Source organism: Prevotella sp. Sow4_E9_plate (assembly GCF_052116205.1).
Classification (GTDB): Bacteria; Bacteroidota; Bacteroidia; order Bacteroidales; family Bacteroidaceae; genus Prevotella.
Genome location: NZ_JBQKLN010000009.1, coordinates 59220 through 73084 on the forward strand (window position 1 = coordinate 59220; position 13865 = coordinate 73084).

The window sequence follows — 13865 nt, forward strand, 5'->3', positions numbered from 1 at the left end:
CAATTATGTTAAGTCAGATTATAAACAGTAAAGGCATCATGTTCATTGTCAATTACAATGGTCACGACCTCCATTTCCAAGAATGGAAGGCCACGGATGATTGTATCTACTATTTGCCTCTTGCAACATTGGTAGATAATGGCTATGCTTATGCTTCTAAGGAAGGATGCTTGTTACCTTACGAGAATATATATCTTTTGGATGAGGATGAAAGAATACTTCTTGGAGTACCGCAGCCATATGATAAAGCTATGCGTCTCGTTGGTACAAGTATGCTCAACTTATCTGACTTTGAATATAAAGTAGAGTTTCTCACCTATGTTCCTGATGGAGAATTGATAGTATGTGAGAGAGGTGGTAATATCTTGGTCAAAGGACGTGACAAATACTTACTCAATGAAGCTCAGTATGCTTTACTCAACAGAGTTGATGCTTTCAATTCTACACCTGAAGAAGATAAAACAACAGATTATAATCTTCGCTGTTTTGCAGAGATTAAAGCGCTTGCAGAACAGGCTGGTTGTCAATTGGACAGTTATCTTGAAAACGAAAATGTATATGCGCCAGAGCGTATTAAGATTGAAATCGGACGAGATGATGAAGGATTTACTGTAGAACCAGCTGTTGATATTGAAGAAAATGACAAATTCCAAACGTATTTCGACAAAATGCGTAAAGTACAAGCTCAATATCCAGTTCAGCGTGAAAACGGTGACCGTGTTCGTATTGTGCTCAATAAGGAACAGAAAGAAAATCTGCACTATCTGAAAGAACAGTGCGGAAAGCACAAGAACAGAGAAGAAATTCAGAAGATGATAGAACAACCAACTGAATACTTTGACCCTAATGCTTTTGATTTATCAGAACTGTATAGTGATAGAGTGATTGAAATTGGTGTATATAAGCCAAAGTTCTATCCTTTCATTTGTCCATATAAATCTTGCTGGATTGCTGGTGCAACTGTTGAAACTCCTCAAAATGGCACAACAAAAGTCACCATTAATAGTGAAGAAGAATTGGAAAAGCTGAAGAGAGAAATCCAATCAGCAAAAGAAAACAAAAAAGGCATTGTCGAATACAACAAGACTCAACTTGATATCGAAGATGCAATATTTCTAGCTCAAACTGCAGAAAAGCAGTTGAAGGATCCTTCACAGCCAGCAAAAGTTGAAAGTGAGAATGGCAATGAAGCGAGAAATGTACTCATTATTGAAGAAAATGCCGAAGAGTTGGGATTTGCGGTAAAGGAAAGAATTATAGAAAAAGGTGATAAATACACGCTTTTCACAGATCCGTTCCTTCAAGAAGGGTTCTCTCTTAAAGACCATCAAAAAGAGGGTGTGGCATGGTTGCAACACCTGTATAAGAGTAAAGCCAGTGGATGCCTAATGGCTGATGACATGGGACTTGGCAAGACTCTACAGATACTATATTTTATTGACTGGCATTCACGTAAGTATGCCAATCATAAACCGTATCTTATTGTTGCACCAATATCTCTATTAGAAAACTGGAAGAATGAGTATGAAAGATTTTTCATGCAACCTCGCATGAAAATCAACATGCTGACATCGAAAGATGTAACAAGAAAGTTCGATAAGAGCATAGTAGATAAGATGCAAAAGATGGATATCATTCTTACGAATTATGAATCTCTGCGCATCTCTCAATTGAACTTTTGTGCTGTAGAATTTGACGTGGTTGCTTTGGATGAAGCACAGAAAATAAAATCGCCAGGTACACTTGTCACCAATGCTGCTAAGGCATTAAAATGTAACTTCAAAATAGCCATGACAGGTACTCCTGTAGAGAACTCTCTGCTGGATTTGTGGTGTATTATGGACTTCTGTGTACCAGGTCTTCTAGGTAATGCTAAGGCATTTGCTGCTCAATATCAGAATCCACTAAAGAAGGAAGATACTGACATTGTAGCTCTTGGCAACGAAGTTCATGACAAACTTGGTGTGTACTTCATGCGACGACTGAAAAAAGATGCCGCAAAGGATTTGCCAGACAAGATAGAATTAAAAGAAAAAGTGCTTATGCCACCAGTACAAAAGGAAGCCTATGCCTCTGTTGTGAATGACTATACGAGTGGCATACAGCCCAATATGCTCGTTACAATCATGCACCTACGCGAGGTTTCAGAGCATCCGTATCTTTATGATTCTACTCTACTCAATCACGAAACAGATGAAATCGTTGATACCAGTGCAAGATTGCAAGCTACCATCAAGTTCCTTGACGAAATAAAGAAAAAAGAAGAGAAGGTTATAATCTTCGTGGAACGCAAGGAGACTCAAAAAATGCTTCAGAAACTTTGCCTGAAAAGATATGGCATTATTACTAAAATCATTAATGGTGATACACCATCTATTGTTAAGAGAAATATGCCAAACAAGCAGTCAAGGCAATCAAGTATAGACGAATTTCAAGCTGTTGATGGTTTTAACGTGATTATCATGTCCCCTGTAGCAGCAGGTATGGGACTCAATGTGACAGCGGCTAATCATGTCATCCATTATAGCAGACATTGGAATCCTGCAAAAGAAAATCAGGCAACTGACCGTGCATATCGTATTGGACAGACCAAGGATGTATTCGTTTACTATCCAATGGCTGTAAGATCTGACATCAAATCTTTTGATGAAACATTAGATGATTTGTTGTCTCGCAAGACATCTCTAGCTACTTCAACAATCTTTCCAACAGAAAGAGTGGAAGTCAAACAAGAGGAACTTGGTCAAATGTTGTTTGGGGTTTAAATGAAAGAAACAATACATTATAGAACATATACCTCATGTACTCCACAAGCGAATGAGTGTTTAAAAATAAAATCATATTGAATTATGAAATCTGGAAATAAAGAAATAGGATTTGGAAAGCAAACTATTGCTCAGGTCTTCGAGGAATGGTACACTGTTCCTTCATATCAGAGACATTACGTTTGGGAGAGCGATAATGTGAATGATATGTTGGACGATTTTGCGTCTAATTATATAGAGCATGCCAAAGAAGAATACTTTTTAGGATCATACATCATTCAAAGTAAAGATAATAACAATGATCTACTTGATGGTCAGCAGCGTATCACTACTCTGTTCCTCTTGTTTGCGTTTTTGCGTGACTATGCCGATTCTTCTTGCGATGTCAAGGAAAACTGTGTTGATTTGATATTCCAAAAGGCAAATAAGATTAAGCAGATTCCGGAGAGAATACGTCTTTCATATGAAATACGTGGTAATGTGAAGAAGTTCATTGAGGAATACTTAATGACACCTGGCAGTATTACGCAACATTGGGATGAAATTGTAAAGAAGGCCAATGATAAGAAAGAAAGTACTTCTATTCAAAGAATGTGTAATGCATTGGTTTGCTATGATGAATATTTTACAACCCATAAAGAAATAGATTTAGATGCTTTTCTATCTTTCATTCTCAACAATGTAGTTATGATATATATATCAGCAGATTCATTAGAGGATGCATTTCGCCTATTTTCTGTCATGAATGACCGTGGTCAAAAATTGAGTAATGCAGACATATTGAAATCATCTAATCTTGAAAAAATTGAGGATGATGGTGAAATGAATGAGTATGCACGTGAATGGGAAAATATGCAGGAAGATCTAGGTAATGATTTTGACCGTTTCCTTGCATATGTACGAACCATGTTGCTCAAAAAGCGACAAAAAATGAATCTGCTCGATGAATATGACAAACAAGTTTTCAAAGCAGGGAAAATTAAACAGGGAAAAGAATTCTTCAACTATGTTTTTAAAGCATACGAAGATTATAACAAACTGATAAACTTGGCTGACAATGAAGATTCAGAGTATTGTACGTTGATAAGAACACTCAATGAGTGTATGCCTTCAACAGATTGGGTTCCTGTTATTTTGGCATATGGAAGAAAATTTGGAAACAATGGACTTCTTGAATTTACACAGAAGGTAGCATGCAAAAACATTGCAGATGCAGTATGTGGTAAAACCCCATCGTATCGTATTGACAACTTGAATAATATCATTAATTTGATAGAAGAAGCAGGCAATACTTCTGATGTGCTTGAAGCTCATGATTATTATTCATTTAATGAACAAGTTTTCATGGCTAATATTCAATCTGAGATATACGGCAGACGATATACTTATGCACTTCTGATGCTGCTTGAATACAAATACAAGGATAAGTCTGAATGGAAAGATTTCGGAACGACATCAATTGAGCATATCCTTCCACAGAATCCTAAAGCAACCAGCCAGTGGGTAAAGGATTTTAATGAAGAACAGAGAAGCTATTATACGCATAGGATCGGAAATTTATGCCTGATTGGACGTCGAAAGAATTCTTCTTTAGGCAATCTGGATTATCAGGAGAAACTAAAGAGATATTTCGAGAAGAATATAGGTTCTTTTGCAAGTTCTCAAAAAATATACAAAACATATCCGAATGCATGGACTCCTGACACTGTTAAGGAAAACCAGGAAAGAGTCATAAAGGATTTGATGGAGATATTTGGTATAAAGGATTCCTGTTCAAACACAGATCATCCATCGTATATGGAACAACAGAAGGCAGTCTATCCCAACGCTTATGAGCCTTGGACTGAAAATGACGACACAAAACTGGTGACACTATATAAAGAAGGAAAATCTGTTAACGAACTAACGAACATATTTCTTAGAAATAGTGGTGCCATTAAAGCCAGATTGTTGAAATTACTGGGAATAGATTTAGACAAGTAACATCCGTATTTATAAAGCATTCAAAAATATGGTGCAAGATAGAATATACAACTACTTTGAGCGCAATCCACAACTTCATGTGCTCTTCATCTTTGACAAGATGAACATCATCCAAAACGAACTGGATGAGATGAAGCTATGGAATGACGATTATATATATAAGGTGTTTGATGGAGCGTGGTTCAATGCCAAGTATGCCATCGAGAACGATTGGAAGGACAAACATGTAGTTCTGCTCTTCCCTGAACAGGTATATCCTCATACAGAGGAACAGCAGCTTAGTTTCCCCCTACTCGATATGCTGAAAGCTAACATGGAATATAAGGAAGAAGACTACGCCAGCTTCATGCAGCAGTATAATCTTCCTGAGAAATTCCGTAGTTTCGTGAAGAAGAACATTGGCGAAATCATGTCGTCTAAGGTAAGCAACATCCTTAATGGACATATTGACAGTACATCATTCAGCGAGGACATGGTTTGCCGTGCCTTCATTTCCAATTATCTTGGCGAGAAGAAACTACAGGAATGGGAACAGCTCATTATCAAGATGATTATTCTGGATGGAATAGCAGAAGAGAAGAAGCGTACAGACTTCTGGTATAAGCTCAGCAAGAATTTTAATGCACAAAAGGCTTTGTCGGAAAAGTTAGATAAACTCTTTGGCTTAACACCCAACTTCAATGCAGCCATCAAGATGAAAAACGTGGCAGAGAGCTTGAAGTATAATAGCATCACCCAACTATTGGATGCTGTTCTAGGAGATACCTATAAGCAGTACAAGATCAGCAATTCTGTAGTGCTTGACCAGGTGAACAAAATCTATGAGTTGGGAACACACGACCGCCAACTCTCAGAGAAGTTTGCCCAAGCCATGACAATTTTGGCTGCAGACATCAAGGAAGAGGAAATCATCAATATCTATGGTATTGATGCTAACTACTACTATCTCACAGAGTCACTCTGCTGGCCAATATTGAAAGAGATTGTAGAAGAAAAGCTGATGGCAGACCCGGAACAGGTGAACGACCGCATGCGTGAGTTGTCGTTAAAGCTTCCTGTAGATAGTGACATCCAGATTGCTATCCGATTCATAGAGCAGACGGCTTTATATTATGCTCAGGTAAGAGGTCTTGGAACGCTGAAACTCAATAGTACCAAGGAGTATGTTGAGAAATATACAGAAGAGTTCTATCTTGTAGATCTCTACTATCGTCGTACACTTGAAGCATACCACGAACTCATCACAAAGGAGAATCCTATCGAACAGACATTAAGTGATGCCAAGCATCAGTTGGATTTGGAATATGCCAAGATTACTAATGTACTAAACCTCGAATGGCTGACATGCGTCGGGGAAAAGGGTGCCTGGTTTACTGAAACCGGATTAAAGCATCAGGAGGATTTCTACAAGAACGAGTCAGATACCAGTGTGAAGCAGGTTGTCATCGTATGTGATGCGCTTAGATATGAGGTAGCAAAGGAACTGATGCAGGAACTGGCCAAAGAGAAGCATATTGCTACAATAGATGCATACCAGGCAATGCTTCCTACGGAAACCAAGTATTGCAAGCCTGCCCTCCTCCCTCATCACTCGCTGGAGCTGATTGGCACTGACATGATGGTGGATGGAACACTGCTGACAACTACAGAACAGCGAACAGCCCATCTGGGCAAATATCGTGAAGGAGCCATCTGTACACGCTATGAAGACGTGATGAATGGCGACGCACAATCCATGCGTGAACTCTTCAAACGTTCATTGGTGTATATATTCTATGATACAATAGATGAAGCCGGTCATTCACAAAGTCCGTTCGAGGTAATCAGTGCTTGCAGAAAAGCCATTGAGCAACTGACTGTACTGGTAAAACGTCTGCATGCAACATGGAATGTAACAAATGTACTTCTTACAGCAGATCATGGCTTCCTCTATAATGACATGAAGTTTGAAGATAAAGACAAACATAGCATTACAGACTCTGCTATAGAGAAAAAGACAAGATATTATCTTACAGATAGCAACGATACTTTTGAGGATATTGTAAAATTCCCTCTTGACAAGGTATCTTCTATCAAGAGTACCACGCCTTTGCAGGTTGCAGTACCTATCGGAACTAATCGCCTGGCTGCACCAGGTGGCTACAACTTTGCTCATGGTGGCGCTTCACTCCAGGAAATGATTATTCCAATTATTAAGAGCGTGCGTAAGAAAACGAACAAGACTGAAAAGGTGGGCGTAGCTCTGATGAGCCACAACCTGAATATGGTGAGTAGCCGCTTGAAGTTCCAGATGATACAGTCGGAAGCAGTAAGCATGACCGTGATGGAACGCAAGGTGGTTTGCTGTATTTATAATGGTGACGATCCTGTAACCCAGGAGAAGGAAGTGACACTGAATAGCACTGATGCAACGAACTTGAACAATCGCGTGTTTGAAGTGACACTCAATCTGAATAAATCTGTCAATGCAAGTATGTTACAGCTTAGAATCTACGATGTGGATGACAAACTGAACCCACTTGTACGTGAGACAGTGAAGAACAATACAATGATAGAACAAGATTTTTAAGGAATACTGCATATGGATTTACAACAGAAAGTAATGAATGCCTTCATAGGTAAAGTGGTAAGAAAGGATTTGGCTTTCCTCGTGAAGGGCGGCCTGCCTGTTCCTACATACGTGTTGGAATACCTGCTGGGGCAGTATTGCGCCAGTGATGATGAAGAAATCATCAACGAAGGTTTGGAAAAGGTGAAGCAAGTTATCCAAAACAACTATGTTCACCGTGCTGAAGCAGAATCGGTAAAAGGTATCATACGTGAGAATGGCAAACATCGTATCATCGATAAGGTAACCGTTGTGCTCAACGAGAAGAACGATGAGTATCAGGCTACATTTGCCAACCTGGGATTGACTGGAGTACCTATCGGTACAGACTACGTGCGTAAGAACCCAAAATTGCTGAGTGGCAATGGCGTTTGGTGCATTGTTACCATTGGCTATATCAGTGGTGAAAGCGTCAAGGTGAGATGGGAAATCCAGACATTGAAGCCTATCCAGATTTCAAATATCGACCTGCAGGAATATATCGACCAACGTAAAAACTTCACTACAGAGGAGTGGATTGACTTCCTGATGCACACAGTGGGTCTGAACCCTGAGGCAATGAACCGCCGTGAGAAGTTCATCACGCTGGCTCGTCTTCTCCCTCATGTGGAGAACAACTTCAATTTCATGGAATTGGGTCCAAAGGGAACAGGTAAGTCGCATGTATTCCAGGAACTGTCTCCTTATGGCGTGCTTGTCAGTGGTGGTGACGTAACCTCTGCCCGACTTTTCGTGAAAATCCAGGGCAACAAGGAGATTCTCGGATTGGTTGGCTATTGGGATGTTGTGGCATGGGATGAGTTTGAGCAGCAGAAAGGCCGTAATGTGGATGCAGTGCTCATCGATACGATGCAGAACTATCTTGCCAACAAGTCGTTCAACCGTGGTAAGGGAACTCACGAGGCAAGTGCATCCATGTCTTTCGTAGGTAATACCAAACATACTGTGCCATATATGTTGAATAACAGCCATCTGTTTGAGAGCATTCCTACTTCATTCATCAAGGGTGCGTTCCTCGACCGAATCCATCTCTATAATCCAGGTTGGGAAATCAAGATGTTGAAGAAGAACAGTTTCTCCAAGGGATATGGTCTTATAACAGACTACATTGCAGCCGTGCTTCACGAAATGCGCAATGATGACAGAACTGCAGTACTGAATGACTATGCGAAGTTTGACGGCTCACTCTCAGAGCGTGACCACCTTGCTATCCGCAAGACTTTCTCAGGCATGATGAAACTTATCTATCCTGATGGTAAGATGACTGACCAAGAGGCCTATGAGTTGGTTGACTTTGCTGCAGAAGGTCGTAAACGTGTGAAGGATCAGCTCTATGTGATTGACGAAACTTTTATGGCAGAGCCGGCAAAGTTCAAGTACATCAACTTGAAAACTGGTTTCGAAGTGAGCATAGAGACATTGGAACAAGTAAGCAATCAGGTAGTAGAACATACTACGATTGAAGATAATACAGAAGAAACTGAAACTTCCACAGAAAATAACGAGGCTTCTACAGAAGTTACTAATGCAGAGGGCGGTTCGAATCAGCACCCGACCAAACGTCCACGCATTCCTATTCTACAAGAAAAGAGTATGTCATTCAGAATGGGACAAACAGGCGTAAGTTATGAGAAGTTATTTGCACCTTATATGAGAGAAGCAAAGGAAATAACCGTTGAAGATCCATATATACGTGCTTCATGGCAAATCAAGAACTTCATGGAGTTTGCTCTGATGCTTATCAATACACGTCCTGTGGATGACTTGAAACTGAACCTTTTCACTAATGAAGAGGAAGACAAGATACCAGACTTGATTGACAAGCTTGATGACATCAAGGATGACCTTGCTTCTTATGGCATTGAGTTTACATACAAGTTCAGAGACTTCCATGACAGATGTATCAAAACAGATACAGGATGGACAATTACACTTGGACGTGGTCTTGACATGTTTGAAAAGTATAGTCCCTACTCTATTGCATCATCAAAACAGGACATGCGCAAGTGTAAGGAGTTTACTGCGACATTCATGAAGACCAAAAATGCATAACACAAAATCAGAGCAGCCACGGTATTCAATGAATACCAAAAGGCTGCCCTAATTGTAATTTATAGAACTGATAATGTAGAGTTCTCTGGAGGAATTTTAATCAGAAAGAACAAATATGAGTTTAAAAGATATAGTTACATTATTCAAGAATCACCAAATCCAATATGGACTAAATGGTGATTCTAATTTGGAAGAATTATATAAATGGGAATTGGTGTCCAGACAAAATGGACACCCAGACCCTAATGCTGTAGATTTTTCTAAAGAGATTAATTCACTGGAATTTAAGAATCTATGTTTTAGTTCACAGATTACCGCAATTAGAAATTTTGCGAAATATGAACCTGAAGAGTATAGAAAACTCTTTAGAGCACTGTTTGATAAAAACATCCTTCTGCAAGAAAGAGTAGAAAATTTTACTGAAAGTTGCAAAACATTATGGGATGATAAGATCAAAGAAAAGTTTACCAATCATACGAGTGCAATGTGTGATGAGCGACTTATCAGTTGTTTCTTAGCATTCCATAATCCTCAGAAATATACTTTTTATAAAAATGACGTATATAAGAATTTATGTAAACTTTTAGAGGTTAAGCCACGAAAGGCAGGTCTAAAGCTTGTTCATTTTTACGAATTACTGGATCAATACGTTATTCCAGAGATTGAGAAAGAGAATGAATTGATTTTGTCCATCAATGACGAAATAAAGAATAATGGATGTATTCAAAGTATGCCACTTACAGCCCAAACGGTATTGTGGTACTATAATAGGACATTATTAAAAAAAACAGATACTGACAAGGAAGATAATGAAAATGATCTTGTTGAAACAAAAATAGACAACGCAATGAAGTATCAAAAATATATTGACTTGCTTAAAGAGAGCAAGAACTTAGTTCTTACTGGTGCTCCTGGTACCGGTAAAACTTTTATGGCACAGGCCATAGCAAGAGAAATGGGATGTAGTAAGGACGAAATGTGCTTTGTGCAGTTTCATCCCTCTTATGACTATACTGATTTTGTAGAAGGTCTGCGACCTATCATGATGTCTGATGGACAGATGGGATTTGAGCGTAAAGATGGACTATTTAAGGAGTTTTGCAAAAAAGCTATCAAGAATTTGGAGGACAGCAAAAAAACTCTCACAGAGTTATCAGAAGAAAAATCTCTGGATTATAAATATAATGCAGTGATTGATAAAATTAACAATGGTGATTTGAATGAATTTAAGCTCAAAACAAACGGAAAATCCATGGAAGTGGTTAAGGTTACAGACTTTAATAACATAGAACTGAAAACTCCTGGAACTAGTAGTAATCGTACTTATACCGTTTCTTTTGACAGATTGGCAAAACTTGCAAAAGTATTTACTACAACAGAGTCTTTGAACAATATTTCAAACATTAGCGATGCAGTAAGGGATGCTATTGGAGGTTGTCATGCTTCAGCTTACTGGGCTGTACTTAAAGAAGTGTACAAACAAAAGAACATTTCAACATTAACAGCAAGTAACGTAGTCAAAAAAGATTTTGTTTTCATCATTGATGAAATCAATCGTGGAGAGGCTTCAAAAATATTTGGTGAACTATTCTATGCCATTGACCCTGGTTATAGAGGCAAGAAAGATATTCGAGTAAAGACTCAATATCAGAACCTTGTCTCTGAAACAGATGCATTTGCAGAAGGATTTTATATTCCTGAAAACGTATTCATTCTTGGTACAATGAATGATATAGACCGTAGTATCGAGAGCATGGACTTTGCTATGCGTCGCAGATTCACTTGGAAGGAAATAAAGCCAGAAGATACACAATCTATGCTCGACAAACTCGAATGTGCCACTAAGGCAAAGAGCGTTATGGTAAGATTGAATAATGAAATATCCAAGATTGAAGGACTTGGCCCAGCCTACCAAGTTGGACCATCATACTTCTTAAAGTTGGGTGATAATGGTGGAAACTTTGAAAAGCTATGGAATATGAATATCGAACCATTGCTTAGAGAATATATCCGTGGTTTCCGCAAATCAGACGAAATCATGGAGAAGTTGAGAAATGCTTACTTCGATACCAAAGAAAGCAACTCAAATATTAATGATAATGAATTAGTCGATGAGAATTAACTTAACAGATAATAATATTGGACAGGTGGAAGCTGGGACATTTCTTCGTAAAGATGTCTCAGCTTTATTCCCTATTGCCGACAAGACAATAGCTCAATTATGTCATGAAAATGAGAATCTGCTAATATTTCCCTATAGTATAGAGGATTTTGACGATAAAGTCGGTGAAGCTTCAGTTATGACCATTCTAAATACAAGTGACCCTGAAAAGGTACGTATTACCACAGGAAATGTGATGGGTTTTATCGGTGTAGGAAACCTGCAGATTAAAATTAAATCCCGTTTTGACGAAGGACGCGATGACTATCTCTTACATTACATGCTTCAAAAGGTCTTTTCATTCAATCTCTTTGACCTTAATCACAACAACGAAAAAGAGGATGTATTTGACTTTATTATGTTTATGTTCCCTCACTTGCTAAAGAACGCAATGCGTCAGGGCATATACAGAGAGTATCAGAACTTCAAACATAATGACGCAAAATTAAAAGGTACTATTGACTGGGGTCGCCATATTGCCCAAAACATTCCGTTTGCAGGAAATGTGGCATACTCCACTCGTGAATATACCTATGACAATGACATGACGGAGTTAATCCGTCATACAATTGAGTTTATGAAGTCAAAGAGATATGGTCAATCCGTATTAGGTTTAGATCAGGAAACTATAGATAATGTAAAATCTATAATTTCACTAACTCCTTCATATAACAAAAATGAGCGAAGTGCAATTATTGGTAAGAACCTAAGACATAAGAGTCATCCTTACTATACGGAATACCAGCCCCTGCAATGCCTTTGCTTACAAATTCTAAGAATGGAAGAAGTAAAGTACGGAGAAACTGATGAGGAGATTTGCGGTATTCTGTTTGATGGAGCTTGGCTTTGGGAAGAGTATCTGAATACGATTCTACAAAAAGAGGGATTCAAGCATCCAGAAAACAAGAAACATAAAGGTGGCATCTATTTGTTTGAAAATCATAGTGGAATCCGTTATCCAGATTTCTATAAAGATGATATTGTTCTCGATGCAAAATACAAGAAGCTTGAAAGTTATGAAAAAGTCTCCAATGTAAAACGTGATGACATTCATCAGTTAATTACATATATTACTATTTTAAAGGCCTCAAAAGGAGTATTTATCGCTCCGTTGTCTGAAAGACAGCAGAATATTCCGAAATCACTGTTGAATGACTCATCTGCTGCTCTATATATTTTGGGTATTGAAATTTGCAAAATATCCACATCTTATGCGGACTTTTGCGAAACGATGAAAGCCAAAGAAGCATTCTTTGTAGATACATTAAGACAATTATAATAGGTCAAATAACATATTAAAGCAGGAAGAAACAGTTCTTTCTGCTTTTTTTTCTATCATTCTTGCACATTCTTTTGATTGTGCAGATAGACTGCACAATCAATTCATACCTTTGCAGCAGAAGTTAAACATTAATAGGAAAAGGTATGGGACTATTCGATTTCTTATTTTCAAGCGGCGTTTCAAACAGCCAAAAGAAAGCGCATCGCAACGCTGGTAATAATACCTCAGACCATGAAAATTATGCTCGTGGCTATGAAGATGGTTATGATGACTGTTGCTGCGACCATGATTGTTCTTATGAAGACTATCACAATAGTGGTTATTGCGATCGTGATGAGTATGAAGGCATTGAGAATGAAGAGTGCTATGACGGTAATTGCGGCTGGTAGTCACCTTCTGAAAATAGATTTTTCACATTATTATATTATAAGGTTATGAAGAAAATAGCAATTCTTTTAGCAGCTACAATGGCTTTCGCCATCAATAGCAATGCACAAAGTATGCAATCAGGCTATAAAGGCCATGTTGAAGCAGGTTATTCTGTTGGTATTGGTGACTATGACTTTGGTCGTTTTGAGGTCAACACAACACATGGATATCAAGTGAATCCTTATATATTCCTTGGTGCTGGTACAGGCTTGCATTTTATGTCATCTTACAAAACTGGTGATATGGAAATACCACTTGATGTAAGAGATAGCAAAGTAGATATTCCGGTTTTCGCAAACTTCCGCAGCAATTTCACGAAAGGCAAGATTTCGCCTTTCTTTGACATCAAAGGAGGAACGTTTGTTACCAATAATGGTGGTCTTTACGTGGTGGCATCATTGGGTGTTAGATATGCATTGAATAACAAACAGGGACTTAGCTTGTCTGTAGGATATGCTGCTGAGAAACTTGAATTTGAAACATTTGAACGTTTCAATGGCAGATATGATATGAGTTATACTCGCAAGCCTGCTACATATGATACAGAGTCAGTTAGCGTCAAACTTGGATTTGATTTTTAAAAGA

8 protein-coding genes are annotated in these 13865 nt (G+C 38.4%); all 8 read left to right on the forward strand.

All coding sequences use genetic code 11. The annotated features are described in order from the left end of the window. Positions 1 to 5: 5 nt before the first annotated feature. The 8 genes from ACTQ53_RS05405 (at position 6) to ACTQ53_RS05440 (ending at position 13861) form a co-directional block, all read left to right on the forward strand. The gene (locus ACTQ53_RS05405; protein WP_441932347.1) at positions 6 to 2765 is read left to right on the forward strand and encodes a DEAD/DEAH box helicase; all 2760 of its coding nucleotides are present in this window, start codon (positions 6 to 8) and stop codon (positions 2763 to 2765) included. An 84-nt stretch (positions 2766 to 2849) separates the two neighbouring features. Next, positions 2850 to 4748 carry a DUF262 domain-containing protein gene (locus tag ACTQ53_RS05410; RefSeq protein WP_441932349.1) on the forward strand — a complete coding sequence of 633 codons (1899 nt, stop codon included), beginning with the start codon at positions 2850 to 2852 and terminating at the stop codon, positions 4746 to 4748. A gap of 28 nt (positions 4749 to 4776) precedes the next feature. Further along, complete coding sequence (gene pglZ, locus ACTQ53_RS05415; protein WP_441932351.1) at positions 4777 to 7317, forward strand: BREX-1 system phosphatase PglZ type A; 2541 nt, start codon at positions 4777 to 4779, stop codon at positions 7315 to 7317. Between the two features lie 12 nt (positions 7318 to 7329). After that, complete coding sequence (gene brxL / locus ACTQ53_RS05420) at positions 7330 to 9408, forward strand: BREX system Lon protease-like protein BrxL (protein WP_441932353.1); 2079 nt, start codon at positions 7330 to 7332, stop codon at positions 9406 to 9408. A gap of 115 nt (positions 9409 to 9523) precedes the next feature. Then, positions 9524 to 11530: an McrB family protein gene (locus ACTQ53_RS05425; protein ID WP_441932354.1), complete on the forward strand. Its 2007-nt coding sequence runs from the start codon at positions 9524 to 9526 to the stop codon at positions 11528 to 11530. Next, positions 11520 to 12848 (forward strand): McrC family protein, encoded by a 1329-nt coding sequence (locus tag ACTQ53_RS05430; RefSeq protein ID WP_153113648.1) that lies wholly within the window; start codon positions 11520 to 11522, stop codon positions 12846 to 12848. The genes ACTQ53_RS05425 and ACTQ53_RS05430 overlap by 11 nt, the downstream gene beginning before the upstream one ends. A 146-nt stretch (positions 12849 to 12994) precedes the next feature. Then, positions 12995 to 13240: a hypothetical protein gene (locus ACTQ53_RS05435; RefSeq protein ID WP_441932356.1), complete on the forward strand. Its 246-nt coding sequence runs from the start codon at positions 12995 to 12997 to the stop codon at positions 13238 to 13240. A gap of 45 nt (positions 13241 to 13285) precedes the next feature. Beyond that, positions 13286 to 13861, forward strand: a complete 576-nt coding sequence (locus tag ACTQ53_RS05440) for a hypothetical protein (RefSeq protein WP_427879300.1) — start codon at positions 13286 to 13288, stop codon at positions 13859 to 13861. The last annotated feature ends 4 nt before the right edge of the window (positions 13862 to 13865 follow it).